26 protein-coding genes are annotated in these 25,094 nt (G+C 68.8%); 8 read left to right on the forward strand and 18 right to left on the reverse strand.

Annotation, left to right across the window (positions count from 1 at the left end):
- Positions 1-73: 73 nt before the first annotated feature.
- The gene (locus AB0J76_RS31185; RefSeq protein WP_352322893.1) at positions 74-328 is read right to left on the reverse strand and encodes a WhiB family transcriptional regulator; all 255 of its coding nucleotides are present in this window, start codon (positions 326-328) and stop codon (positions 74-76) included.
- Between the two features lie 275 nt (positions 329-603).
- Entirely contained in the window at positions 604-1,569 is a 966-nt protein-coding gene (locus AB0J76_RS31190) for a diacylglycerol kinase family protein (protein ID WP_352322894.1), read from the reverse strand.
- A gap of 89 nt (positions 1,570-1,658) precedes the next feature.
- On the opposite strand from AB0J76_RS31190, the gene AB0J76_RS31195 reads away from it, so the two are divergent.
- Positions 1,659-2,042, forward strand: coding sequence for a hypothetical protein (locus tag AB0J76_RS31195; RefSeq protein WP_352322895.1), 384 nt, complete (start codon positions 1,659-1,661; stop codon positions 2,040-2,042).
- Here the strand turns inward: AB0J76_RS31195 and AB0J76_RS31200 are convergent.
- From AB0J76_RS31200 to sodN, 3 genes are all read right to left on the reverse strand, one after another.
- Complete coding sequence (locus AB0J76_RS31200; RefSeq protein ID WP_352322896.1) at positions 2,039-2,818, reverse strand: RNA polymerase sigma factor SigF; 780 nt, start codon at positions 2,816-2,818, stop codon at positions 2,039-2,041. The genes AB0J76_RS31195 and AB0J76_RS31200 overlap by 4 nt on opposite strands.
- A 17-nt stretch (positions 2,819-2,835) precedes the next feature.
- Complete coding sequence (locus AB0J76_RS31205) at positions 2,836-3,261, reverse strand: anti-sigma factor (RefSeq protein WP_352322897.1); 426 nt, start codon at positions 3,259-3,261, stop codon at positions 2,836-2,838.
- 126 nt (positions 3,262-3,387) lie between these two features.
- On the reverse strand, positions 3,388-3,789 hold the full coding sequence (gene sodN / locus AB0J76_RS31210; RefSeq protein ID WP_352331376.1) for a superoxide dismutase, Ni: 402 nt from the start codon (positions 3,787-3,789) through the stop codon (positions 3,388-3,390).
- Positions 3,790-3,878: 89 nt separating this feature from the next.
- On the opposite strand from sodN, the gene AB0J76_RS31215 reads away from it, so the two are divergent.
- Positions 3,879-4,172 carry a S24 family peptidase gene (locus AB0J76_RS31215; protein ID WP_352331378.1) on the forward strand — a complete coding sequence of 98 codons (294 nt, stop codon included), beginning with the start codon at positions 3,879-3,881 and terminating at the stop codon, positions 4,170-4,172.
- 16 nt (positions 4,173-4,188) lie between these two features.
- Here AB0J76_RS31215 and AB0J76_RS31220 read toward each other — a convergent pair whose 3' ends face one another.
- From AB0J76_RS31220 to AB0J76_RS31235, 4 genes are read right to left on the reverse strand one after another with little or no spacing between them, the layout of a single operon-like run.
- Positions 4,189-4,617, reverse strand: a complete 429-nt coding sequence (locus AB0J76_RS31220; RefSeq protein WP_352331380.1) for a CGNR zinc finger domain-containing protein — start codon at positions 4,615-4,617, stop codon at positions 4,189-4,191.
- A gap of 55 nt (positions 4,618-4,672) precedes the next feature.
- Entirely contained in the window at positions 4,673-5,416 is a 744-nt protein-coding gene (locus tag AB0J76_RS31225; RefSeq protein ID WP_364391392.1) for an amino acid ABC transporter ATP-binding protein, read from the reverse strand.
- Complete coding sequence (locus AB0J76_RS31230) at positions 5,413-6,240, reverse strand: amino acid ABC transporter permease (RefSeq protein WP_352331210.1); 828 nt, start codon at positions 6,238-6,240, stop codon at positions 5,413-5,415. Before AB0J76_RS31230 ends, AB0J76_RS31225 begins: the two co-directional genes overlap by 4 nt.
- Before the next feature lie 3 nt (positions 6,241-6,243).
- Positions 6,244-7,101, reverse strand: coding sequence for an ABC transporter substrate-binding protein (locus AB0J76_RS31235; RefSeq protein WP_364391396.1), 858 nt, complete (start codon positions 7,099-7,101; stop codon positions 6,244-6,246).
- A gap of 263 nt (positions 7,102-7,364) precedes the next feature.
- Between AB0J76_RS31235 and AB0J76_RS31240 the strand changes: the two genes are divergently transcribed.
- Both AB0J76_RS31240 and AB0J76_RS31245 read left to right on the forward strand, forming a co-directional pair.
- Positions 7,365-8,573 (forward strand): NADP-dependent malic enzyme, encoded by a 1,209-nt coding sequence (locus AB0J76_RS31240; protein ID WP_352327500.1) that lies wholly within the window; start codon positions 7,365-7,367, stop codon positions 8,571-8,573.
- A gap of 276 nt (positions 8,574-8,849) precedes the next feature.
- Positions 8,850-10,208 (forward strand): hypothetical protein, encoded by a 1,359-nt coding sequence (locus AB0J76_RS31245; RefSeq protein ID WP_352327501.1) that lies wholly within the window; start codon positions 8,850-8,852, stop codon positions 10,206-10,208.
- 63 nt (positions 10,209-10,271) lie between these two features.
- Here AB0J76_RS31245 and AB0J76_RS31250 read toward each other — a convergent pair whose 3' ends face one another.
- From AB0J76_RS31250 to AB0J76_RS31270, 5 genes are all read right to left on the reverse strand, one after another.
- Positions 10,272-11,762, reverse strand: a complete 1,491-nt coding sequence (locus AB0J76_RS31250; protein ID WP_352327502.1) for a hypothetical protein — start codon at positions 11,760-11,762, stop codon at positions 10,272-10,274.
- Between the two features lie 182 nt (positions 11,763-11,944).
- On the reverse strand, positions 11,945-13,459 hold the full coding sequence (locus tag AB0J76_RS31255; protein WP_352327503.1) for a hypothetical protein: 1,515 nt from the start codon (positions 13,457-13,459) through the stop codon (positions 11,945-11,947).
- Positions 13,460-13,898: 439 nt separating this feature from the next.
- The gene (locus AB0J76_RS31260; RefSeq protein WP_364391401.1) at positions 13,899-15,428 is read right to left on the reverse strand and encodes a hypothetical protein; all 1,530 of its coding nucleotides are present in this window, start codon (positions 15,426-15,428) and stop codon (positions 13,899-13,901) included.
- A gap of 496 nt (positions 15,429-15,924) precedes the next feature.
- Positions 15,925-16,719 carry an inositol monophosphatase family protein gene (locus AB0J76_RS31265; protein WP_352323546.1) on the reverse strand — a complete coding sequence of 265 codons (795 nt, stop codon included), beginning with the start codon at positions 16,717-16,719 and terminating at the stop codon, positions 15,925-15,927.
- 175 nt (positions 16,720-16,894) lie between these two features.
- The gene (locus tag AB0J76_RS31270) at positions 16,895-17,110 is read right to left on the reverse strand and encodes a DUF397 domain-containing protein (RefSeq protein ID WP_352323545.1); all 216 of its coding nucleotides are present in this window, start codon (positions 17,108-17,110) and stop codon (positions 16,895-16,897) included.
- A 140-nt stretch (positions 17,111-17,250) separates the two neighbouring features.
- On the opposite strand from AB0J76_RS31270, the gene AB0J76_RS31275 reads away from it, so the two are divergent.
- Positions 17,251-17,511: a GntR family transcriptional regulator gene (locus AB0J76_RS31275; RefSeq protein ID WP_352323544.1), complete on the forward strand. Its 261-nt coding sequence runs from the start codon at positions 17,251-17,253 to the stop codon at positions 17,509-17,511.
- Positions 17,512-17,584: 73 nt separating this feature from the next.
- Here the strand turns inward: AB0J76_RS31275 and AB0J76_RS31280 are convergent, their stop codons facing one another.
- The 3 genes from AB0J76_RS31280 to AB0J76_RS31290 all read right to left on the reverse strand — a co-directional run bounded on the left by AB0J76_RS31280 (position 17,585) and on the right by AB0J76_RS31290 (position 20,521).
- Positions 17,585-17,779, reverse strand: coding sequence for a hypothetical protein (locus AB0J76_RS31280; RefSeq protein ID WP_352323543.1), 195 nt, complete (start codon positions 17,777-17,779; stop codon positions 17,585-17,587).
- A gap of 285 nt (positions 17,780-18,064) precedes the next feature.
- Positions 18,065-19,225 (reverse strand): hypothetical protein, encoded by a 1,161-nt coding sequence (locus tag AB0J76_RS31285; protein WP_352323542.1) that lies wholly within the window; start codon positions 19,223-19,225, stop codon positions 18,065-18,067.
- A gap of 198 nt (positions 19,226-19,423) precedes the next feature.
- Positions 19,424-20,521: a hypothetical protein gene (locus AB0J76_RS31290; RefSeq protein ID WP_352323541.1), complete on the reverse strand. Its 1,098-nt coding sequence runs from the start codon at positions 20,519-20,521 to the stop codon at positions 19,424-19,426.
- Between the two features lie 346 nt (positions 20,522-20,867).
- On the opposite strand from AB0J76_RS31290, the gene AB0J76_RS31295 reads away from it, so the two are divergent.
- Positions 20,868-21,110, forward strand: a complete 243-nt coding sequence (locus AB0J76_RS31295) for an SSI family serine proteinase inhibitor (protein ID WP_352323540.1) — start codon at positions 20,868-20,870, stop codon at positions 21,108-21,110.
- 95 nt (positions 21,111-21,205) lie between these two features.
- Here AB0J76_RS31295 and AB0J76_RS31300 read toward each other — a convergent pair whose 3' ends face one another.
- Positions 21,206-22,333 (reverse strand): serine protease, encoded by a 1,128-nt coding sequence (locus AB0J76_RS31300; protein WP_352323539.1) that lies wholly within the window; start codon positions 22,331-22,333, stop codon positions 21,206-21,208.
- A gap of 283 nt (positions 22,334-22,616) precedes the next feature.
- On the opposite strand from AB0J76_RS31300, the gene AB0J76_RS31305 reads away from it, so the two are divergent.
- Positions 22,617-24,056, forward strand: a complete 1,440-nt coding sequence (locus AB0J76_RS31305) for an acetyl-CoA synthetase (RefSeq protein WP_352323538.1) — start codon at positions 22,617-22,619, stop codon at positions 24,054-24,056.
- 130 nt (positions 24,057-24,186) lie between these two features.
- The gene (locus AB0J76_RS31310) at positions 24,187-25,065 is read left to right on the forward strand and encodes a hypothetical protein (RefSeq protein ID WP_352323537.1); all 879 of its coding nucleotides are present in this window, start codon (positions 24,187-24,189) and stop codon (positions 25,063-25,065) included.
- Positions 25,066-25,094: the final 29 nt, after the last annotated feature.

The raw sequence follows: 25,094 nt of genomic DNA on the forward strand, positions 1-25,094 counted from the left end.
AGCTGGGCGGCTCCTGCGGGGAAGGCAGGGTCGATCGGAGGGGGATCAGGCGGGGCAGATCAGATGAGGCAGGTCAGGCGGAGGCGCGGGCACGGGCGCGGGCGGTGCGGCGCTTGAGGGCGCGACGCTCGTCCTCGCTCAGGCCGCCCCAGACGCCGGCGTCCTGTCCGGACTCCAGCGCCCACTTCAGGCAGGCGTCGACGGCCGGGCAGGACCGGCAGACCTGCTTGGCCTCGTCGATCTGGCTCAGGGCAGGGCCGGTGTTGCCGATCGGGAAGAACAGCTCGGGGTCCACGTCACGGCAGGCAGCTCGGTGGCGCCAGTCCATGCGTCCACTCCTTAGTAGATGGAACCTTTGGTCGGCTCCGTGCGGCTACTACTTTGTGAAGAGTTTCACTAACTCGCGCGAACAATTACCCGAATCCAGGTGTTGGACCGGGGTTGTCCGCCTGACGGCCGGAGGGCCTTGGGGTTGTTAAAGGTCCTACGTTCCGACGTCAGTCTTGAGCCTTCCAGCCACGGAGAGTGCACGCAAGGGGGTTGGGGCGAAGTTTTGGCGGTTATGGATGTCGGATGCGTCACACAATGACCGAATGTAACCAGCTAGACCAGAACTTGTAACGCGTTCGGGGTAGACCGGAACGTTACGGATTCGCGTTCTCCCAGGTAGTCCCCGTCCAGCTGGAAGGCCACGGGACGGTCGGCGGCGAGGGTGAACTCGGCCTCGTCGTGCAGCTGGACGAGGTGCTTGCCGGACGGGACGGCGTCACTCTCCGTGAGGATCTGCCGGATCAGCCCGGCGATCTGGACGGGCCCCATCCGCCTCAGCCCGAGCAGGTCGAGCCCGGTCTCGAAGCTCGCCCACGGCGTCGGCGTCACCGGCTTGGCCCCCAGGTACGTCCACGGCGAGGTGTTGGAGACGATCGCCATGAACACGCCCTCGGCCGCCGGGATGCCCGGCCCGGACAGGGTCATCGGGGCGTGCCGTTTGTCCGTGGCCAGATAGTGCCGCAGAGCGGTGTTCACGTACCGGGCAGGAGTGGCCTTCCGCCCCGTGCCCCGCAGGCCCTCCACGGCCCGTACGACCTCGGCGTCGTAGCCCATGCCCGCGCAGAACGTGAAGTACCGGCTCTCTCCCTCCCAGAGCGCCTGGCCCAGGCCCACGGTCCGGCGCCGGCCCTCTCGCAGCGCCTCCAGGACCGCGCCGGTGGCCTCGACCGGCTCGTTCGGCAGGCCGAGGGAGCGGGCGAACACGTTCGCGCTGCCGCCGGGGATCACGATCAGTCCGGGACGGCCGGAGCTCGGATCGTCGGCCGGCGGGACGTCGTGGCCGTTGACCGGGTTGAGCAGGCCGTTGACGGTCTCGTTGATCGTGCCGTCGCCGCCGAGCACCGCGACCACGTCGAAGCCCTTGGCGCGGGCCGTGGCCGCCAGCGTCGCGGCGTGCCCCCGGTAGCCGGTCTCCTCCACCGACAGCTCCACGGCCGCGCCCAGCGCGCGGATCAACACGTCCCTCGTGCGGGCGTTGGTGGTGGTGGCCTTGGGATTGACCAGCAACATTGCGCGCATATCGCCAGCGTAGTCGCTGATCGCCGACCCGTTCGGGGTGGGGGAACATCACCGGCGGGACCGGGCCCGGGGGCGGATAGGGTTTGGCTGTGTCGAAGCGTCCGTGGAGTTTGCTCGTCGCCGCCGTCGTCGTGGCCCTGGAGGGGCTCGTCGCGCTCGGGCTCGGCGTCTACGTCGCGGTGGAGACGGTGGTGAGCACGCCTGACAGTCTCACCACGGCCATCGCGGAGTCGGTCTTCGGGCTGCTCATCGGAGCCGGGCTGCTCTGGGTCGCCTGGGGCGGCCTGCTGCGGGCGGAGCGGTGGGGGAGGTCGCCGGGCGTGCTGGCACAGATCTTCCTGCTGCCCGTCGGGGTCACGCTCATCCAGTCGGACCAGCCACTGATCGGCGTGCCGCTGATCGTGGTCGCCCTGACCGGGCTGGTGGCGCTGCTCGCGCCCCCCACCACCCATGCTCTCTACGGGGACGGTTAGTCCTCCGCGGTCAGCCCCTCGCGCAACTGGGCGAGGGTACGGGCCAGCAACCGGGACACGTGCATCTGCGAGATGCCCAGCTCGGTCGCGATCTGCGACTGCGTCATGTTCCCGAAGAACCGCAGCAGCAGGATGCGCTTCTCGCGCGGCGGCAGCCGTTCGAGCAGCGGCTTGAGCGACTCGCGGTATTCGACGCCCTCCAGCGACTCGTCCACGATGCCCAGCGAGTCGGACACCGCCGGGGCGTCGTCGTCGCCGGAGTCGGGCGCGTCGAGGGACACCGTGGAGTAGGCGTTGGCCGACTCCAGGCCCTCCAGCACCTCCTCCTCGGTCATCTTGAGGTAGGAGGCCAGCTCGGCGACCGTGGGCGCGCGGCCCTCGCGCTGCGACAGGTCGCTGATCGCCTTCGTCAGCGAGAGCTTCAGCTCCTGCAGGCGGCGCGGCACCCGGACCGCCCAGCCCTTGTCGCGGAAGTGCCGCTTGATCTCGCCGACGATGGTGGGCGTGGCGTAGGTGGAGAACTCCACCCCGCGCTTGAGATCGAATCGGTCGATCGACTTGATCAGGCCGATCGTGGCGACCTGGGTGAGGTCGTCGAGCCACTCGCCCCGGTTGCGGAAGCGGCGGGCCAGGTATTCGACCAGCGGAAGGTGAAGCTCGACCAGCTCGTCCCTGATGCGCTGGCGTCGCGGTTCCTCGGGACCCAGCTCGGCCAGCTCGGCGAAGAGCAAGCGGGCACGAACCCTGTCGGGTACGGCGTGTTCGCTGGTGGCCATGGCTCCAGTCCTTTCCGTCACGCCGGCCTCGCTGCGCCTCGGCGCTTACGCAGGACGATCGCCATGCGGTCGGGGGAGTCGGTCACGGCGTCGACGTCGTCGGCCAGGGCGGTCAGCACCATCCAGGCGAAGTCGTCGCGCTTGGGGGCGGAGCTGCCGACGGTGGCCACCTCGACGCCGACCTTCATCACGTCGCCGGTCAGCTCGAACTCGGCGGTCAGGTCGGTGCCCGGAACCGCCTCGCTCAGCAACATGGCGCACGCCTCGTCGACCGCGATGCGCAGATCTTCGATCTCGTCCAGGGTGAAGTCAAGCCGGGCGGCCAGGCCGGCGGTGGCCGTGCGCAGCACCGACAGGTAAGCACTCGCGGCGGGGAGCCTGATGCTCACCACATCGCGGATGCCCGCCACACCCTCCGCACGCGTCTCGGTTTCCTCGGTCACGTTCCTCCTCGCGTTTCCGACGCCAACTGCAACTTACCGTCCCCGGGAGGTCCTTGGCGGATTCAGACTCGCCATCAACGGAAAAGGCTCTGTGCGGTCTGGACCGCACAGAGCCTTTTATGCCGTTTAGGCGGCCTTGGTCTCCCAGAAGATCTTGGAGATCTCGTCGATCTTGGCCAGCAGCTCGTCGGCCTTGCCGCCGTCGACGGTGCCCTTGGCGGCCGCGGCGCCCGCGAGCTTGGTGGCCTCCCAGAAGAGCTGGTGCAGCTGGGGGTACTGCTCCAGGTGCGGCGGCTTGAAGTAGTCGGTCCAGAGCACCCACAGGTGGTGCTTGACCAGCTCGGCCCGCTGCTCCTTGATGATGAGCGCGCGGGTGCGGAAGACCGGGTCGTCGCTGGCCTCGTACTTCTCCATGATCGCCTTGACCGACTCGGCCTCGATCCGGGCCTGGGCGGGGTCGTAGACCCCACAGGGCAGGTCGCAGTGGGCGGAGGCGACATGCTTGGGTCGTAGCAGTCGTGCGAGCATCAGAAAGTCCTTCCTTGATGCTGAATCAGCTTGGTCCACAACCGACCTTACTCGGGTCCCAACGCCTGTGGAGTAGGGGGTCTCTGCCCATGAGAGTGCGTGTCGAGGGCGATTCGATGCGTCCGGCGCTGGTTCCCGGCGACTGGCTCCTCGTCCGCCGGGGAGCCGCCGTCCATCCGGGTGACCTCGTCGTGGCCCGGCTGCCCGGCGACCCCGATCAGCTCATCGTGAAACGCGCCCAGTGGCACGGCGAGGGCGGCTGGTGGCTGGAGAGCGACAACCAGCGCGCCGGCGGGCGCCGCGACAGCTGGGACTTCGGGCCGGTCGAGGAGATCGTCGGGCGCGTCGTCCTGCGCTACTGGCCGCTGGTGCGCCGCAGGTGACCTCCCAGAGGCCCCCTCAGCCCTCCTGGGCGCTCCTGCGGCGCCGGTAGGCCGCCACGTTGGCGCGCGTGGCGCAGCGGGGGGAGCAGTAGCGGCGGGAGCGGTTGGAGGAGGTGTCGAGGAAGGCGCGGGCGCAGCGCGGCTCGTGGCAGCGGCCCAGCCGGTCGGCGCCCACCTCGGCGACGACGGCGGCCAGGCCCATCACCGCGCTGGCGGCGGAGTCCTCGGCCAGGTGGAGGTGCCAGCCCTGGCCGTCGTGGTCCGACAGCCGCGGGTGCACCGGATAGCGCACGAGCAGGGCGTTGAGGCGCTCGGCCACGGCGCGCGCGTCGCCCGCGACGTCGAACACGGCGGCCAGCTCGGCGCGCAGGGCGGTCAGCTCCGGGGGAGGGGCGGGATCGTTGATCAGGCGGACCGCCCACTCTGCGTAAGAGGTCAGGTCCATGCGGGAGTATTACACGAGTCGCCGGGCCCCCGGCACCACCGGGGGCCCGGACGGCTCACTCCTCCGGGTGCAGCACCCGGTGCAGGAACGTGCGGGTGCGCTCGTGCCGCGGGTCGCCGATCACCTGGGCGGGCTCGCCGTCCTCGACGACGACGCCGCCGTCCATGAAGACCACCCGGTCGGCCACCTGGCGGGCGAAGCCCATCTCGTGGGTGACCACGAGCATGGTCATGCCCTCCTCGGCCAGCTTGCGCATGACCGTGAGCACGTCGCCGACCAGCTCGGGGTCGAGCGCCGAGGTGGGCTCGTCGAACAGCATCAGGTCGGGGTTCATGGCCAGCGCCCTGGCGATGGCCACCCGCTGCTGCTGCCCGCCGGAGAGCTGGGTGGGGTAGGAGTCGCACTTGGCGCCGACGCCCACCTTCTCCAGGTTCTCCCGGGCCACGACCTCGGCCTCCCGCCTGCCGCGCTTCAGCACGCGCTGCTGGGCGATCATGACGTTCTGCAGCGCGGTCATGTGCGGGAACAGGTTGAACTGCTGGAAGACCATCCCGATGCGGCGTCGTACGGCGTCGATGTCCACGTCGGGGTCGGTCACCTCCACGCCCTGCACGAACACCTTGCCCTTGGTGGGCTCCTCCAGCAGGTTCACGCAGCGCAGCAGCGTGGACTTGCCCGAGCCGGACGGGCCGATGACGCACACCACCTGGCCCGGCTCGACCGTCATGTCGATGCCCTTGAGCACCTCGTTCCGGCCGAAGTACTTGTGCAGCCCTCGTAGCTCGATGGCGTGCGTCATTGGCTCCTCCGCTTACGCCCCTCGAGCCGGGACGCGAGGTAGCCCAGCGGGATCGTGACGATCAGGTACGTCACGCCGGCGACCATGATGGGCGTGGCGTTGGCGTACTGGGAGGCCAGGTCGTTGCCGAACTTGGCCAGCTCGACGTACTCGCCCGAGACGCCCAGGAACAGCACCAGCGAGGAGTCCTTGAGCAGGGACACGAACTGGTTGGTGGTCGGCGGGATCACCATGCGGATGGCCTGCGGGATGACCACCGTCACCTGCGCCCGGGTCGCGGACATGCCGAGCGACCTGGCGGCCTCCGTCTGGCCCTTGGGGACCGCCTGCAGGCCCGCCCGGAAGACCTCCGCCTGGTAGGCGGCGCCGACCAGGCCGAGGCCCAGGATGCCCTGTCCGTACGTGCCGAACGGCACCTCGAACCCGGGCAGCGCCAGCGGCAGGAAGGTGATCATCAGGAAGATGAGCAGCGCCGGCAGGCCGCGGAAGATCTCGATGTAGACGGTCGCGATCCACCGGTACGGCCGCACCTGCGACAACCGCATGAGCGCGAGCAGCAGCCCGAGCACGAACGCGAAGACGAAACCGCCCACCGTGTAGATGATCGTGTTGCGCAGCGCGATCGTGAACAGGTCGGGCAGCGCCTGCTTGGCCACGTCGGCCTTGGCGAAGTTCTGGGCGAGGCTGGCCCAGTCGGCGTACAGGACGACAGCGACGAGCACGACGGCCAGCACGACGTACTGGACGGCCCGCGTGATGCGCTGTTTCTTCCGAGGGCTGAGCCCGGCCCGGCCGGGCTCAGCGGTCGTCGGCTGGTCGGCCATGGATCAGCCCAGCTCGCCGGGCTTCTTGCCGAACCACTTCACGTAGATCTTCTCGTAGTTGCCGTCCTGCTTGGCCTTGGTGATCTCTTCGTTGATCGTCTTGAGCAGGGTCGGGTCGGCGCCCTTCTTCAGGCCGATGCCGTACTGCTCGCCGGTGTCCAGGCTGGCGATCAGCTCGAACTTCTCGGCGATCTCGGGCTTCTTCAGCCAGGTCAGCACCACGGGAAGGTCCTGGACGATCACGTCGGCCTGCCCGGCCTGCAGGGCCAGCAGCTCCTTGGCCGAGTCGGCGTACTCGGTGGGGTTGAAGCCCTGCTTCTTGACGTAGTCGAGGCCGGTCGTGCTGGCCTGCGCGCCCAGCTTGAGGTTCTTGGCCTTGACGTCCTCGAGGGACTTGGCGCCCGAGCCCTTCTTGGCCAGCAGCGCCTGGGTGGCGTCGAAGTAGGGCTCGGAGAAGTCGATGTTCTGCTTGCGCTCGTCGGTGATCGTCATGCCGGCGGCGGCCACGTCGCACTTGCCCGCGGCCATGGCGGCGCCGCTCTTGATCACCGCGAAGTCGATGTCCACGATGTTCTGGGTCACGCCGAGCTTCTTCGCGGCGAGGTCGACGATGTCCACGTCGAACCCGACGATCTTGCCGCTGTCGTCCTTGAACTGGAACGGCTCGTACGGGATGTTCGTGCAGACCGTGAGCTTGCCGGGCTGGACGAGCTTCACGCCGCCGGCCGCGGAGGCGCTCGCGCCGGTCGTGCTGCCGGAGGAGCCTCCGGTGTCGCTGCCACAGGCGCTGAGGGCGAGAGCGGCGGTCAGGGCGAGCGCGCCGACAGCGTAGCCACGGCGGCCCTTGGGGCTGAGGGCCATGTACGGCCTCCTCGAAAGAGTTATGCCACGTAACTTGCGTTTTGTGCAGTTTAAATGGGGTTTAGCTGCGGTCCGTCATCCTGCGTTTAACGATGCGTCAACGGAACGGCGTCGGCTCCGACACCATCGACCATCTCACCATGTGGCACTATGGGGAGACGGGTGACCCCCGTAACCCCTCAGAGACGACCGACGAGGGGGAGCTTGGCAGCTACCGAAGCCAGCCCACTCGCGCTCGTACGCCGAAGGTCTCTTCCGCTCCGATGAATACAGGGGTCGCTGTGTCTGCCACGCCCGCTTCTGCTTCCGTCGAACCGCTCGACCTCGATCCGGCCTTCGCGCTCCACCGCGGGGGCAAGCTGGAGGTCCGCTCGACCATTCCGGTCCGCGACGCCGACGACCTGTCGCTCGCCTACACGCCCGGCGTCGCCCGGGTCTGCACCGCCATCGCCGACAATCCTTCGCTGGTCAACGACTACACCTGGGTCTCCAACGTGGTCGCCGTCGTCACCGACGGCACCGCCGTGCTCGGCCTGGGCGATATCGGGCCGTCGGCCGCCATGCCGGTCATGGAGGGCAAGGCGCTGCTGTTCAAGGAGTTCGGCAACGTCGACGCCGTCCCGATCTGCCTCGACTGCACCGACGTCGACGCGCTGGTCGAGACCGTCGTGCGCCTCGCGCCGTCGTTCGGCGGCGTCAACCTGGAGGACATCAGCGCCCCGCGCTGCTTCGAGGTGGAGGACCGGCTGCGCGACCTGCTCGACATCCCGGTCTTCCACGACGACCAGCACGGCACCGCCATCGTCGCCCTGGCCGCCCTGCGCAACGCCGCCCGCCTGACCGGCCGCGCGCTCGGCGACCTGCGCGCCGTCGTGGCCGGCGCCGGCGCGTCCGGCGTCGCCGTCACCCGCATCCTGCTGGGGGCCGGCATCGGCGACATCGCGGTCGCCGACTCCAAGGGCATGATCTACGAGGGCCGCGAAGGGCTCAACCCGGTCAAGGAGGCCCTGGCCCGCGAGACCAACCGGGCCGGCCACACCGGCTCCACCGAGGAGGCCCTGGCCGGCGCCGACGTCTTCCTCGGGCTGTCCGGCTCGACCGTGTCCGAGGCGGCCATCGCGTCCATGGCGCCCGACGCCATCGTCTTCGCGCTGTCCAACCCCACCCCGGAGGTCCATCCCGAGGTGGCCGCCAGGCACGCCAGGGTGGTCGCCACCGGGCGCTCCGACTTCCCGAACCAGATCAACAACGTCCTGGCCTTCCCGGGGGTCTTCCGCGGCGCCCTCGACGTGCGGGCCACGACGATCACCGAGAACATGAAGGTGGCCGCCGCCGAGGCGCTGGCCGCCGTCGTCGGCGACGACCTGTCGGCCACGTACGTCATCCCGAGCCCGTTCGACCGGCGGGTGGCCCCCGCGGTGACCGCCGCCGTGGCCGCCCAGGCCCGCGCCGACGGCGTCGCGCGCGCCTGATCCGCCGTCACGAGCGGGGGCCGATCGGCCCCCGCTCGTTCTTTTCCGGCATCCGCCCAGGTCAGACGACATTGCGGTTTCCCGCCCGCGGCATGGGTAGGTGAGTTCCCCGTCCAGGTGAGCCGGGTCCAGGTCCTGACCCCGAGCAGGACCGGCGAAGGGATTGCGATGGAGTTCGCGTGACCTTTGGGAACTGCCGAAAAGCCTTTACGCAACGTGCTATAAAAATAGCTCTCTGTAAGGATGCGGGCGCCGACTCCTGTGACGAGGAGAGCGATGGAACGCGAGCCTAACCGACTGCTCCAGCAGCTCATCGCGGAGGCGGGTTTCTCCCACAAGGGATTGGCCAGGCGCCTCAACGACCTGGGGGCCGCGCGCGGCACCCCGGGTCTGAAGTACGACCACAGCTCTGTGCTGCGGTGGATCGGGGGTCAGAAGCCACGGGATCCCGTCCCGTGCCTGCTCACGGAGATATTCGCGCTGCGGCTCGGCCGCCCGGTGAGCTCGGAGGACCTGGGCATGCCGACCAACCTCACGCCCCTCGATCTCGGTCAGGAGTTCACCCACACGTGGCAGGAGGGGGTCGCGACCGTGACGGCGTTGTGGCGGGCCGACGTGGAGCGACGGAGGTTTCTGATCGACTCCACCTTCGCGATCGGGGCAGGATCCGTCGGAGCCATCCGCTGGCTGACGGCGCCTCCCGAAGGGCGTCCCAACGGCACCGGGGCGCGCCGGGTGGGCAGGGCCGACATCGCCGCGATCCACGAGGTGACCCGGTCCTTCGGCGAGCTCGACAACCGCTTCGGCAGCGGCCGCGTCCGCTCGTCCGTCGTGAAGTACCTCGACACCGCCGTCTCCCCGCTGCTCAAGGACGGCAGCTACGGGGAGTCCACCGGCAAGCAGCTGGCCGCCGCGGCCGCCGAGCTCACCCGTCTGGCCGGCTGGATGGCCTACGACATGGAGCAGCACGGCCTGGCCCAGCGCTACCTCATCCAGGCCCTCCGCCTGGCCAGGGGCGCCGACGACCACACCCTGGGCGGCGAGATCCTGGCCGGCATGGCCCACCAGGCCATCTACATGGGCCAGCCGGCCCACGCCCTCGACCTGGCCAGGGCCGCCCAGCTCGCGGCCCGGCGGGCCGGCGTCCAGACCCTGCTGGCCTCCGCGCAGGTCCTGGAGGCCCACGCGCACGCGGGCCTCGGCGACCCGAGGTCCTGCGGGGCCTCCCTGCACCAGGCCGAACTGGCCTTCGACGCCCGCAGGCCCACCGAGGAGCCGCGCTGGCTCAGCTACTTCGACGAGGCCTACCTGTCGGCCAAGTTCGCCCACTGCTTCCGCGACCTGGGGGAGGGGGAGCGCACCGTACGGCTGGCGCGGCGCTCCCTCGACATGGACACCCGGTACGTGCGGGGGCGCATGTTCAACCTGTCCCTGCTGGCTGCCGGGCTGCTGGAGTGCGGCGAGCTGGAGGAGGCGTGCCAGGCGGCGGGCAACGCGCTGGCGCTGGCGGGGGAGCTGCAGTCGGCGCGGTCCCGGTCGTACGCGGCCGACCTGCGGCGGCGGCTGGAGCCCTACAAGAACGAGCGGGCCGTCATGGCGCTGCGGGAGCGTACGCGCGAGCTCACGTCCGTGTGACGGCCCCGGGACGGGCGAAGCCCCGGGCCGCCTCTGTGGCGGTCCGGGGCTTCGCCGGTGGTCCTACTTGAGCAGTTCGCCGTTCGGGCCGACGACGCTCTTGGTCTCGGCGTAGTTGGCCTTGTTGTAGACGTCGGCCACCTCGCCGTCGAAGTAGGCGGAGCTGATGAAGTCGATCCGGTCGTTGCCGTCCTGGTCGTGGAACAGGCTCGTCACGCCGTTGACGTAACCGGTGCGCTTGCCGTTGTCGTACTTCATGAGCCAGGGGCCGCCGTCGGCGCCGCCGGTCATGGAGCACTTGAGCACCTGGTGCTCCTCGACCCGGAAGGTGTTGACCTGGTACGTCTTGGTGCCGGTCTTGCCGGAGCACCACTTCGGGGTCACGCCGGTGTAGGGCTTGTCGCCGTCGGGGTGGCGGGCGGCGGGGTAGCCGAAGACGGTGACCTTCTGGCCGCGCGGCTGGTTCCACGCGAAGCCCTGCCCGCCGACGACGTCGCCGAGCCGGCCCATGTCCTTGGCGACGCCGATGACGTACTCCGGCATGAAGTACTTGCGCGACGTGCCGGGCTTCACCCACTTCTGCGTGTAGAAGTGGGTGATCGTGAAGTTGCCGAACTTGTCGGTGCCCTTCTTGCCGAGCCCCTTGTAGGCGTCGAGCTGGGTCTTGGTGACCTGCTCGACGACCGGCTCGCCGAACTTGTAGCCGTTCCCCTTGCCGACCTTGGCGGCCTTGTACGCCTCCTCGCCGACCTCGACCTTCTCCAGCACGGCGTTCGGATAGTCAGGCCCGACGACGTCGGCCGGCTTGTCCTCGCCCTCCGACCAGCAGTCGCCCAGGTTCAGCAGGCACTTCTCGAACTCCTTGGCGTCGATCTCGCGCGGCTTGATCCACTTGTCGCCGCCCCACGCCTTGAACTCCTTGGCCTCCACCTGCTTCTCGCCGGCCAGGGCGAAACCGTTGTGGACGGCGACGAAGGCGAAGTCCCCGTCGTAGTCGTCGTAGGTGTCGAGGTCATAGGCGGTGAAGGCGTAGGCGCCGACGTAGACGCCCCAGGGGGCCTTGCCCTGGTAGTAGCCGGGTACGAACACCCACTTGCTGTAGACGTCCTTGGCGGTCTCGTAGACGCAGTGGCCGGCGGTCGCCACCAGGTTCCTGTTGCGCGCCTGGATCGAGGTCGCCGAGCACCAGCGGTACTTGCCGGCGCTGTCGACGAAGAAGACCTTGCCGATGGTCTTGGGCAGGTTGACGTTCTTGCTCGCGCTGGGCTTCGGAGCGCCGGTGGGGGCGGTCAGGCCGGGCTTGCCGTCGGGCGCGGCGTTCTCCTCGCCGCGGGCGGCGACCAGCTTGGTGACGTCTTTGGCGTCCCACTGGTACTCGGTCGCCTTGCGCAGCGCGGCGCCGTTGGCGTCGAGCCAGAAGTACGCGGCGCTGTAGGCGTCCGAGGGCTTGGCGGTGAGGTCGTCGGTGACCCAATGGGGGTTGGCGTCGGCGGGGACGGCAAGCGCGGCGGCGCTCAAGCTGGCAGCAGCGAGGGGGATGAGCAGGCGCTTCAAGGGAGGCTCCACACGGGTTGTCAAGAAGGGCGTCAAAACCCTATCGACCCTTAAGTCACTCTGGTAAGGGTTCTTCTCGGTTTGTCGCCGGAAAGGCCGAAGGGCCCGGCAGATGCCGAGCCCTTCGGGTAAAGCGGGGTTGAGCGGAGGTTTGGACCCTCAGCCCGGTGTCATACCGAAGATCAGCTGTCGGCCTTCGGGATGAGGCTGCCCGACCACACCTTCGCCGCCGAGGAGTAGACCGCGTTGGTCTCACCATCGAAGTACGGCGAGGACATGTAGTCCCAGCGGTCGTTGCCGTCCGTGTCGTACAGAACGCTGGTCACGCCGTTGACGTAGCCCATGCGCTTGGCGTTGCTGTACTTGAGGAGCCACGGGGCGCCGTTGTAGCCGCCGGTGACGGCGCACTTCAGCGAGATGTGCTCTTCGATCTTCAGGCTCGGAACCTTGGTGGCCTTCGCACCGGTCTTGCCGTAGCACCACTTCGGCGTCACGCCGGAGTAGGGCTTCGAACCGTCGGGGTGCTTGGCGAAGGGGTAGCCGAAGGTACGGACGTACTTGCCGGTCGGCTGGTTCCAGGCGAAGCCCTGGCCACCGACGTTGTCGCCCAGGCGGCCGACGTCCTTGATCTCGTGAACGTAGATGAAGAAGTCGGTGCGGAGGAACTTGAACTCGGTGCCCGGCTTGTACCACTGCTGCGTGTAGTAACGCGTGATGGTGTAGTTGCCGGCGGAGTCCACGTTCTTCTCGCCCGGGCCACGGTACTGCAGGTACTCGTGCTTGGTGACCTGCGAGGTCTCCGGCTCGCCGTACTTGGCGCCGTTGGCCTTGCCAACGGGAGCCCTCCACCAGGTGGACTTGCTGACCTCGACCTTTTCGACAACAGCGCCGGGGAAGTCGGGGCCGACCTTCTCAGCGCGGCTGCCCGGGTCGACCGAGTAGTACTCGGTGGTCTTCGGGTCGAGCTTGCCCTTGACGTACTCTTCCCGGGTCACCTGGGTGACCTTGGGCTCCTTCTCGCCCTTGTAGGCGTCGAACTCGGCCTTGGTGACCTGCTTCGCCTTGTTGAGGACGCCGCCGACACCGTTGTAAACGGTGACGAACGCGTAGTCGCGGTCGAAGTCCTCGTAGTTCGAGAAGTCGTAGTGCGTGAAGGCCTGCTTGCCCACGTAGATGCCCCAGGGAGCCTTGCCCTGGTAGTAACCCGGGACGAAGACCCAGCGGGAGACGACCTCGTCGTTGGCGGCGATGTCGTACACGCAGTGACCAGCGGTCGCAACCAGGTTGCGGTACTGGGACTGGATGGAGGTGCCGGAGCACCAGTACAGCTTGCCGTCGCGGCCCTCGAAGAACACCTTGCCGATGGACTTCGGCAGGTTCACGTTCTGGGACTTGACCGTGGTGGTCTTCTCGGCGCCGATCGGCTCAGACTGGCCGGGCTTGCCGTCAGCGACGTACCCACCCTTCTGAACGATCTTCTTGACGTCCTTGTTGTCCCAGTAGTACGCCGTAGCGCCCTTCAGGGCAGCGTTGTCGGACTTGGTCCAGAAGTCCAGGACCTCAGCGGCCTTCTGCTCGCTGGCAGCGAGAGCGGCGGCGTCGACGTCCGGGTCGGCCTGGGCGGCACCGGCGAGGCCGGCAGCCAGCAGACCGGTGGCCAGCAGGGCGCCACCGGCGGGGAGGAGGATGCGCTTCAAGGTAACTCCTTGCGCTGTCGTGGAACGCCTCTTGCGTCCCATGCGTCAGTAAAGGGATAGCCAGGAACATACAGTGTCGATCTTGAACTCGGGTAGCCGCTTTGAGAGGAAAAGATGCGACAAGCCGGGCGTTATCGTTCTGTGATGTTTAGGTCCCTGGTGCGTAGGAGTCGGTAGAAGTCGGGCTTCCGGCTGTTTGCCCTGATCAACATAAAGAAGGTGTGAGCCGGTTCGGCGGGCCCGGCGGCTGCCCTTGATCCGGTTCACTCGGGCAGTGTGACGCAGATCACATTGGGTTGATGGCACCGATTCGGCGTCGCATGCGTCCAAACGCCTTCACTTTCCGGCCCGGAAACGCCGAAGGGCCCGGCGGATGCCGGGCCCTTCGGTTGCTGACGGTACCTACGAACGGTCAGGACCGGTCGTCGGAAGCCGTCATTCAGACGATCTTGCCGGACCAGACGTTGGCGGCAGCCTTGTAGACGACGTTCGTCTCACCGTCGAAGTACGGCGAGGAGATGTAGTCCACGCGGTTGTTGCCGTCCTGGTCGTTGAAGGTGCTGGTGACACCGTTCAGGTAGCCCAGGCGCTTGGCGTTGCTGTACTTGAGGAGCCAGGGACCACCGTCGGCGCCCTCGGTCATGGCGCACTTGAGCGCCACGTGCTCCTCGATCTTCTTGGCGGCCGAACCGACCAGCTTCTTGGTGGTCTTGCCGTAGCACCACTTCGGCGTGATGCCGGTGTAGTTCTTGTGGCCGTCGGGGTGCGGCGCGGCCGGGTAGCCGAACACGCGGACGTACTTGCCGGTGGGCTGGTTCCACGCGAAGCCCTGGCCGCCGACGTTGTCGCCGAGGCGACCGGCGTCCTTGGCGAAGCCTTCGACGATGAAGAAGACGGTCTTGTAGTACTTGGTGTCCGAGCCCGGCTTGTACCACTGCTGCACGTAGAAGTGCGTGATGGTCCAGTTGCCACGGGCGTCCTTGACGACCTTGGCCGGGTACTTCGCGGCGTCCTTCTTCTGGTTCTCCAGGTAGGTGGAAGCCTGCGAGTCGGTCACGATCTCGGTGACGGGCTCACCGAACTTGAAACCGTTGCCCTTGCCGACCCGAGCGGCCCGGTAGGTGCTCTCGCTGACCTCGACCTTGCCGGCCTCGGCGCCGGGGAAGTCGGGGCCGGTCGCCTCAGGCGCGGTGCCCCGCTTGACCCAGAAAGCCTCCGTGGAGGTCGGGTCGAGCTTGCCCTTGCGGAACTCCTCGCGGCTGATCTCGACGTCCTTGGCGTCCTTGACGCCCTGGTACTTGTCGAACTCGGCCTTGGAGACCTGCTTGGAGGTGCCGCTGCCGAGCTGCACGCCGTTGTACACGGTCACGAACGCGTAGTCGCGGTCGAAGTCCTCGTACACGTCGAAGTCGTAGTGGGTGAAGGCCTGCTTACCCACGTAGATGCCCCACGGAGCCTTGCCCTGGTAGTAGCCGGGGACGAAGACCCACTTGGACATGACGTCGGCGTTGGCGCCGGTGTCGTAGACGCAGTGACCGGCCGTGGCGACCAGGTTGCGGTACTTCGACTGGAGCGAGGTGGCGGAGCACCACTTCTTCTCGCCCTTGCCGTTGACGAAGAACACCTTGCCGATGGTCTTCGGCATGTTGACGTTCTGCGTCTTGGCGGTGGTCTTCTTCTCCTCACCAATCGGGGCAGTGGTGCCCGGCTTGGTGTCGGCGCTGTAGCCGCCCTTGCTCTGCAGCTTGGCGACGTCCGCCTTGTCCCAGACGTTGGACTCGGTGGCGGCCCGGAGGGCGGCACCGTTGCTCTCGGCCCAGAACTGGGCGATGGCCTTCGCGTTGGCCGCGCTCGCCGCCATCGCGTCGGTGGAGATGTCGCTGTCGGCCGAGGCCGTACCGGCGAGGCCGGCGGCCAGGAGGCCGGTAGCCAGGATGGCGCCACCGGCGGGGATGAGGATGCGCTTCAAGGGAACTGCTCCTTGGTCTGTCGTGGGACGCAACAGGTGTCCCATGCGTCAGTAAAGGGATAGCAAGGAACATAGCCAGTGATCTCCGCAGGTGAAAGCCGTTCTGAGGGGATCGGTAAGGGCCCGTTTCGCCGTTACCGTGCTGTTATCTGTCAGAGGCTTTGGCGTGATGTTACCGGAAAGAGATGTTTCCGCTGGCCCTGAGGGGAATCTGTCGATCGGGACGAAAGTTCCGTTAGGGATCTGTTGCTCTCTGTGACCGGATGAATGTGAGCCAGATCACAGGAACCAGATTGGGGCCCCATCCGTCTAAATCGGCCCGCCGCTCACAGGTGATCTTCGGGTTCGCCGCAGAGGCCTTCAGGTTTCGACAATCTGCCCGATTTTGTAGGGCTCTGAGGTCCTGCCTGCCCTGCGTGGTGTGTGGCTATTTGGGGTGTTTGTCGCTTTTGGGCATGGCGAAGCCAGGGCGGGTGGCGCTGGGGGACCTGAAGGGTCAGGGCAGAAGGATGGTGCGGACCGTCCGCCAGGAGGCCGCGTCGGCCGCGTTCAGCAGGCCCAGCTTGGGGACGGACGGGCTGTACGGGGTGGCGTCGAGGTGGCGGGCGGCGCCGCCGGCCTCCGTCAGCAGCAGGACGCCCGGCGCGTGGTCCCAGGGGAGCGTCCGGTGGAACAGCAGGAAGTCCTGATCGCCGTTCAGGAGGCGGGGATAGTCCACGCCGGCGCACTTAGTCCCCGGAGTGAGGGCGGCGAAGCGGGGTTCGGCCGCCGCCACGCGGGCCTTGGCGTCGTCGTCCAGGAAGCGGGTGAGGACGGCGCCGCGCAGCCGGGCGGGGTCAGCGGGAGGCGCGGCGCGATGGACGGGGATGCCGTTCCGCCAGGCACCGGAGCCGAGCTCGGCGACGTAGACGTCGTCCTCGGCCGGCCGCACGATCCAGGACGCGACCGTCTGGCCCGACCGGACCAGGGCTGCCATCACCGCGTACTCCGGGCGGCCCGCGACGAAGTTGGCCGTGCCGTCCAGGGGGTCGACCAGCCAGGCGGTGGGGGCGTCGTGCAGGGCGGACAGGAGCGCCGGGTCGGCGGAGGCCGCCTCCTCGCCGACGACGGGGGCGTCCAGGAGGGCGCGGAGGCGGCGGCTGATCAGCTCCTCGGCCTCGCGGTCGGCCACGGTGACCACTTCGCCCGGGGTCTTCTCCGAGACGTCGCCGGCGGAGAGGGCGCGGAACCGGGGGAGGATCGCGATCTCGGCGGTCTCGCGAAGGATCTCGGTCACCGCGTCGATCAGCATGGGTCTCATGCTAGACATCGGGCGCTATGGGGCTGAAGGGGGTCTTTGTCCGTGGGGGCGGTCCACAGGTGGGCGTGCCAGTGCAGCACGCTTGCCTGTGGTCGGCGGGGCCGCCCCTGCTCGTTTCGGTCCTTGGGCCGGGGTTTCGGGCAGGGGCCGGCTGTCGCGGTCTCGGCTAGATGGTGGCGATTCCGGCGGCGCGCAGCTCGGTGCCGGTGAAGCGGAGCGTCCCGGCGTCGGGGTTCTTGGAGTCGCGTAGCGCGTAGGCGTCGTCGATGCCGGGGATCTGCGCGATCAGGACGCAGGTCTCCACGTGCTCGCCCTGTGGACCGCCGCCGCGAAGCTGGGTGAAGGGCACGTCATCGAGGTTGCCGACGTACAGGTCTGTCATGAGTGCTTCCTTTCGTCTCGTCAGCGGCCCTCGGGGGGATCGCCTGGAAGATACAAGCACTAGACATGATAAGACCTCCCCATACCTTGAACGAGGTCGTCATTTGTCCTTGTAGGTTCTGCGTCCCTTAGCGTTTTTCTATGGCCTTGGTGGACAAAAGCGACCGCATCGACCATGTCGGACCGAACCTGGTGTGGCGGCAACTGGCCGAGGACGTCGAGAACGACATCGCCTCCGGCGCGCTGGCTCCCGGCGCCAAGCTGCCCGCCGAGCTGGAGCTGGCGAGCCAGTACGGCGTCTCCCGGGTGACGGTCCGGCGCGCGGTCAAGGATCTGGCGGAGCGCGGCCTGCTGGTCGTCGTCCATGGGCGGGGGACGTTCGTGTCGCGCGGCTCCGCGTAGGTGGGCCTGGCGCTGGGGCGCCCGCTACTTGGCGCCGGCGAGCCGTCTGGCCCGCTCGTTCTGTCTTGGGTGGTCACCAGCTGCGGACGCGGGGGCGGCGGCGCATGCGTTCCAGCATCGCCTCGTTGAAGGCCGCGGACACGGAGGCGAACTCACCGTCCTCGACCGCTCGGTCGACGTACGCCTTGACGTGGGGGTCGAGGGTGATCGTGACCTCCGGGGCCGTCGTGGCGGGAGCGATCGCGGGCTCGTCCTGGTCCTCGGTCATACCGACATCTTGCGCCACAAGGACTGGCGAATCACGCCCCGAAACGCTGCATATTCGACAGGCGCTACCCGGGCCGTTGCGGCCAGATCCGGGTTCGTCGGGCATGGGCTCCCAGGAAGCCCGGCAAATGAGGGGTGCGCAACGGGCGCAGGGGGTCACGGCTTCTTGCCGAGAACGCGGAGCCGGGAGATGGGCGCGGTGGGTGACCGCGGCTTTCCGGTGGGGACAGGTGAGGGCCCCGGCGGCAAGGAGCAACGCCGGGGCCCTCTCTCCCCTGGTGAGGGTCTACTTGTAGAGCTCTCCGTCAGGCCCCACGATCTTCCCCGACGGGAAGTTGGTGGCCGCCTTGTACACGGCCGCCGTCTCGCCGTCGAAGTACGGCGAGGTGATGTAGTCGATGCGGTCGTTGCCGTCCTGGTCCGCGAAGGTGCTGGTGACACCGTTCACGTAGCCGAGGCGCTTGGCGTTGCTGTAGTTCAGCAGCCACGGGCCGCCGTCGTAGCCGGGGGTGACGGCGCACTTCAGGCCGACGTGCTCCTCGATCTTGAGCCAGGACGCGCCCACGGCCTTGGCCGTCGTCTTGCCGTAGCAGTGCTTCGGCGTGACACCGCTGTACGGCTTGCTGCCGTCGGGGTGCGGGGCCGCCGGGTAGCCGAAGGTGCGGACGAACTTGCCCGTCGGCTGGTTCCAGGCGAAGCCCTGGCCGCCCACGGCGTCGCCGAGCCGGCCGGCGTCCTTGGACAGCAGGATGTAGTAGTGGCCGCCCCATGCGCGCTTCGGGCCGCTGAAGCGCTCGAAGTCCTTGCGGTCCACCTGCTTCACGCCGTCGAACTGGATGCCGTTGTAGACGGTGACGAACGCGTAGTCGCGGTCGTAGTCCTCGTAGTTGTCGAAGTCGTAGTGGGTGAAGGCCTGCTTGCCCACGTAGATGCCCCAGGGGGCCTTGCCCTGGTAGTAGCCCGGGACGAAGACCCAGTTGGACAGCGTGTCGCGGTTGCTGTCCGTGTCGTACACGCAGTGGCCGGCGGTGGCGACCAGGTTGCGGTTGCCCGACTGGATGGAGGTGGCCGAGCACCAGCGGAACTTGCCGGACCCGTCGACGAAGAAGACCTTGCCGATGCTCTTGGGCAGGTTCACGTTCTGGGACGCGCCGGCCTTCTGGGCGCCGGTCGGCGCGGTCATGCCGGGACGGCCGTCGGGGTCGTAGCCGCCCTTGGAGACGACCTTCCGCACTTCCTTGGAGTCCCAGGTGTACTGCGTGGCCTGGCGGAGGGCGGCGCCGTTGGAGGCGATCCAGAAGGAGGCGATCGAGGCGGCCTGGGAGTTGCTGCCGGCCATCGGGTCGTGGGAGACACCGCCGTCGGCCTGGGCGGTGGCGGAGAGCCCGGCGGCCAGAAGGCCGGTCGCCACGACCGCGCCGCCGACGGGGAGGAGGATTCGCTTCAAGGTAACTCCAGGTTGCGCTGACAGGAGGCGCCTCTTGCACCCCGAAATTCAGCAAACGGACGACCCGGAACCTATAACGCTGACAGGGCGATTGGAAATTTTCGGTAGATCGTGTCAGCGCTCCCAGGTAGCCCCGTTACCGTACCGAGATCAATGGATCGGCTGATCACGTCTTGTGATCACCTGGTTGCATGTGACTTACGCCACATTTCCCGGCGTGGTGAGCGAGGCGGCGCGTCGGTAGACCTCAGCGGTGGTCGTGTCGAAGTACGGCGACGACACCGCGTCGTAGGCGCCCTTGGCGTCGGTGTTCCAGGTCAGGCTGTTGACGCCGTTCATGCTGCCGAGCCCGCGGGCCGCGTCGTAGCCGACCAGCCAGGGGCCGCCGCTGGCGCCGGGGCTGAAGCCGCATGGCTGGAGCCGGACGCCCTTCTGCAGGTCCCGCGCGGGAGCCACGGTCCAGTACGTGACGCTGCCCTGGCACGTCCGCAGCGTCTTGCCGTCGAACGGATGGGAGCCGTCGGGCTGCGCGCCGGCCGGGAAGCCGAACGCCGTCATGGGGGTGGCCGCCGGCTTCCTGTTGATCTCCAGCCCCTGGCCGCCCACGTTGTCCTGGAGCCGGCCGACGTCCTTCATCGTGTACGTGCCGTCCTTGGCCTGCTCCCAGACGAACCCGCGGTGCACGGTCACGAACGCGTAGTCGAAGTCGTAGTCGCCCTTGCCGGACCAGTCCTCGTGCATGCTGAGCGCGGCGCCCACGTAGATCCCGTCGGGCGTCTCGCCGTTGGGGCCGGGATTGGGGACGAAGATCCAGTATTCGGCGGCCTTGGCCTGGCGGGAGTCGTACGCGCAGTGGCCGGCCGTGGCCACGACGCTGCGGTTGCGGGCGGCGACCGCGCTGGCCGAGCACCAGTACTGCTTGGCGCCGAACTTGAAGAAGACCTTGCCCATGGTCTTGGCGGCGCCGCCCCGCCTGGGCGGCACGGGCGCCGTGCCCTGCGTCGCGGACGTCCGCCGCACCGCCGTCACGGGCGAGGCGGGCCCGGAGACGGCGCCGGCCGAGGACGTCGGGGCCGCCTGCGCGCCCGGCGTGGCGGGGCTGTAGCTGTCGGCCTGCTTGAGCTGGTCGGGGCGCCAGTAGTCGGCGACCTTCTTCATGTCGGCGGCGGTCTTGGCCAGCGTGACGCCGAAGACCCTGCTCGTCGGCGCGGCGTTCGCGACCCCCGTGAGGGCAGGCAGCAACAGCAGCGCGCCGCCCAGGGCGGCCGCCGCCAGTTGCCTGGCCCGGGAGATCATGAAATGCCTTTCTTAGGGTCGTAAGGGTGGATTTTTCCAGATCAACTGCCTGTATTGCAGCCCGGATAGAGATTCGTTACCTGATCAAGAGTGCACCCTGTGCGATAAGGACACCATCAGCCGATCCCTCCCGATACGCGTAAATGATCACGCGTGTCGGTCGTTGCCGCAGGTCGGAGGGCTGATAGAGGCTGCGCCTATGCACCGAATTCTCTGCATCGCCGCGCTTTCCTGCGCCGCATTCGCCGCCGCTCCAGTGGCGAACGCCACGACCGGACCGCCCGATGTCCGGACGTCGCACAAGGACCAAAGGCTTTTCCGGATCAGCGTCGGAGATCGGCAGGGCGTGCTGGAGTGCACCCCCGGCCGGGTCGCGCCGGGGCAGGTCGCGGCCTGTTCCGCTCTCGAACAGGTGGGCGGGAACCCGGCCCGTCTGAGCGGCCGTACGGGGGTCTCCTGCACCGCCGACTACGAGCCGGTGGACGTACGGGCGGAGGGTGTCTGGGACGGCGACCGCTACCGCTACTCGCAGACCTTCCCCAACGCCTGCGCCCTCGCCGTCGCCACGGGCCCGGTCTTCCGCGTCTGAAGCGCGGGTTCGAGGCGTACGTCCGAAACGCCGAGGACCGGGGAAGGCCCCGGATCCCGCCGAGGAGGATCCGGGGCCTCGACTGCGGGGCCGGATCACGGCATGGCGCCGGTCCAGCGGTTGGCGGCGGCCTTGTAGACGTCGTAGGTGTCGGTGTTGAAGTACGGCGACGAGAGGTGGTCGTAGCGGCCGTTGCCGTCGGTGTCCCAGGCGACGCTGTTCACGCCCACCAGGTAGCCGATGCGTGAGGAGTTCCGGTAGTCGTAGAGGAACGGGCCGCCGTCGGCGCCGGCGGTGAAGGAGCACCGGAAGCCGATCTGCTCCTGCAGGTCGTACCTCCTGGCCTCGGGCATCGGAGCCGTCCTGCCGTAGCACCACTTCATGGTGCGGCCGGTGTACGGCTTGTCGCCGTCGGGGTGCCCGCCGGCCGGGTAGCCGAAGGAGAACACGTTCAGCTTCGTGCCGCGGTTCCAGGTGAAGCCCTGGCCGCCGACGTTGTCGCCGAGGCGGCCGGCGTCCTGGACCGTCCGGTGCCACCGGTTGCCGGTCTTCTCCCAGCTCACCTTGATGCCGTTGTAGACGTTGACGAACGCGTAGTCGAAGTCGTGGTCCTCCTTCACCACGAAGTCGTCGTGCGCGTTGAACGTCCTGGCGGCGTAGACGCCGTACGGCGCCTTGCCCTGCCACACATGGTCGCCGTCCCAGTACGACGGGATGAAGATCCAGTTGTCGTGGAAGGCGTTCTTCCGGGTGTCGTAGACGCAGTGGGCGGCGGTCGCCACCAGGTTGCGGTACTTGCCCTGTACGGAGGTGGCCGAGCAGTACCGCCAGTTCTTCGGGTTGCGCGGGTCGGTGCGGGGCAGCGTGAAGAACACGCGGCCGACCGTGTCGGGCAGGTTGACCTGCCGGCTCCTGCCCGCCTTGGCCTTCTCCCCGCCGATCGGCGGGACGGATCCGGGCGGCCCGTCGGGGGTCTGGTCGCCGCCTCTGCCGTCCCTGCCGCCGTTGACGCCCCTGGACGACACGTCGAGCGCGCCGTCGTGGTCGGTGGCGAGCTTGATGCGGTCGGGCGTCCAGAACCGCACGGCCTGCTCGGCGGGGGTCGTGGCGTTCCTGGACACGACATCGGGAGGCGAGGTCGCCTCCGCCGCGGCGCCTGTGGTCGTGCCGGCGGCCACCAGCGCGGCGAGGGGGATCGCGATGCGCCTTGCTCGGGAATACATGGAACTCCTCTCGGTTCTCGGCGGCCCAGAGCGGGGTGCTGCGCCCCGGTGGGCCAGGAAAACGGTGAGAACGCTAATGAATGGCGCAACCCGCCAGCCAGAAAGCGACACGAAAAGGTCGGCCCCGGTGCCGTTTCGTTATGGAAATAGCGAGATCGCATGTATTCAGGAAGGGCATCTTCCCAGCTCACGGGCGCGACAAAGAGTCTGTGGCAACATCGGTAACGCTGATTATCAAACGCCACCACTTATCAACCGAATGTTGTTCTGGTTAGATGTCCGTATGGATCCACGCACCCCCTGTCTCATCGGCATCGCGCAACGCACCGTGCGCGAACAGCCCGGCCCGGAACCGCTCGATCTGTGGGAATCGGTCGCCCGTGAGGCGGCCGACGACGCCCGGCTGCCCGCCGGCCGGCTCGACTCGATCCAGATCGTGCACACCGACTCCTGGCAGTACGACTCGCCGACCGGGCGGCTGGCCGAGCGTCTGGGCGCCACGCCGCGCCACACCGCCTACTCCAAGGTCAGCGGCACGGCCCCGCAGCTGCTCATCGGCGCGGCCGCGGCCCGGATCGCGGCGGGCGACCTGGACTGCGCGCTGATCACCGGGGCGGAGGCGCTGGCCACCCGGCGGGCCTACCGGCGGGCGGGCGAGCACGTGCCGTGGAGCCACGCCGCCGATCCCAAGCCGCCCTACGGCTGGGAACGGCCCCCGCACCCCGCCGAGCTGGCGCACGACCTGTTCCTGCCCGTGCACACGTACGCGATCATGGAGACCGCGCGGCGGGCGGCGGCCGGGATGACGGTCGAGGAGGAGATGCTCGACCGGGGCCGGATGATGGCGCCGATGACGGAGGTGGCCGCGGCCAACCCGCATGCGTGGCGGCGGACCGTGCGCACGCCGGAGGAGCTGGTGAAGGGCAACCGGTTCGTCGGCTGGCCGTACACCAGGAACACCGTGGCGGTCATGGAGGTCGACCAGGCGGCGGCCGTCGTCCTGGCCTGCGCGGAGCTGGCCGACCGGCTGGGGGTGCCGGACGAGCGGCGGGTCTACCTGCGCGGCTGGGCGTACGCCGAGGACACCTGGGAGGTGGCGGCGCGGCCCGCGCTCGGCTCGTCGCAGGCGATCGGCGCCGCCGCGGCGGCCGCCTTCCGGCGCGCCGGGCTCGGCCTCGCCGACATGGACGCCCTCGACCTGTACAGCTGCTTCGCCGTCGCGTTGCGGCAGGCGTGCGACGCGATCGGGCTCGACCCGTACGACCGGCGCGGCCTGACGGTCACCGGCGGCCTGCCGTACGCCGGCGGCCCGGCCAGCGACTACGTGCTGCACTCGACGGCCACGATGGCCGGGCTGCTGCGCGCGCAGCGGGGCCACGGGCTGGTGACCGGCGTGGGCATGCACCTGACGAAGCACACGTACGCGGTGTGGTCCAGTGAGCCCGGCGGGTCGTCCGGGGACGCCGTCCCGGTGTTCACGGCGGCCGGGGTGCCCGTCGTGGGCTCGTACTCCGGGCCCGCCACCGTGGCCGGTTACACGGTCGCGCACGGCCCGGACGGCGAGCCGGACAAGGGCATCCTCGTCGTCGACCTGCCGGCCGGCGGGCGGGCGCACGCGCACGTGCGGGAGCCGGAGCTGCTGGCCGACGCCATGTCCCGGGAGCTCGTGGGGCAGCGGGTCGGCCTGGTCGCGGGCGACGGGCCCAACGTGGCCACCTGGTGATCGCGCCGAGGTTGTGAAGTTGTGACCTCAGGCGGGGACTTCGCCGGGTTCGAGGGCTTGCGCGGGTGGATGTCGCTCAACTGAACTGGGGGTGAAGGGCGCAACCCGCACTAACCCGGCGAGGCACGTCGTGTCCGACCAGTTCGACGTCATCGAGGCAGGTGAGCGCGGCCGCCGCCGGTGGATCGGGCTCGCGGTGCTGCTGGCTCTGCTGGTGGTCCCGGCCGTCAGCCTGCTGCTCAGCCGCGACCCCGGGCCGGAGCCGCCCCCGCCGTCCGCCACCACGCCCATCCGCTCCCTCACCACGATCGAGAACGGCCCCAACGCGCTGCGGATCCCGGCCAGGACCAAGGGCCACGACGAGATCATCGACGTCGTCTTCCCCGACGGGCTGAAGGCCGAGGTGCGCTACCCGGCCGACCTCGACCTCAACGAGCTGGGGGTGCGGCCGTTCCAGGGCGGGTGGGTCGACGGGCGGTTCCGGCAGTTCAGCGTGCCGTACAACGGGGTCGCCGAGGTGACCGGCGGCGGCCGGCCGATCAGGAGCTACGGCCCCGGCGTCACCCTGTGGCCGCCTCAGCCCGGCGGGGGCAGCGGGCAGGTGCTGCTCTTCGCGTTCGGACGCTGGCGGGTGGCGATGCAGGACAGGGGCGAGGGGCTGACCTTCGACCAGCGCGCGGCCCTGGCGCGGGAGCTGCACGGGAAGGTGACCAGGGACGGCTACCTGGTGCTGTCGGGCGAGGGATCGGTGCGGCTGGCCCGGCCGGGGACCATGACCCAGGAAGGGCCGGCCGGGCCGCAGCTCTGGTTCGGCGGGGGAGTGCGGGAGATGGTGGTGCTGGCGCCCACGCCCGACTGCGTCAGGAAGGCCCGGCTGCCGAAGGCGATCGAGGGGCGCGGGCGTCCGGGGGAGTGGACGTGCCGGGGCGACGTGGAGGTCGCCGTCGCCGGCCCCGAGGAGTTCCGGCGCCGCGCCCTCGCCGGGATCCGGGTGACGGTCAAGCACTGAGGCCCGGCCGGTGGCCCGGTCGGGCGGGG

It is taken from the genome of Nonomuraea sp. NPDC049624, assembly GCF_040675255.1.
In the GTDB taxonomy this organism is placed as follows: domain Bacteria; phylum Actinomycetota; class Actinomycetes; order Streptosporangiales; family Streptosporangiaceae; genus Nonomuraea.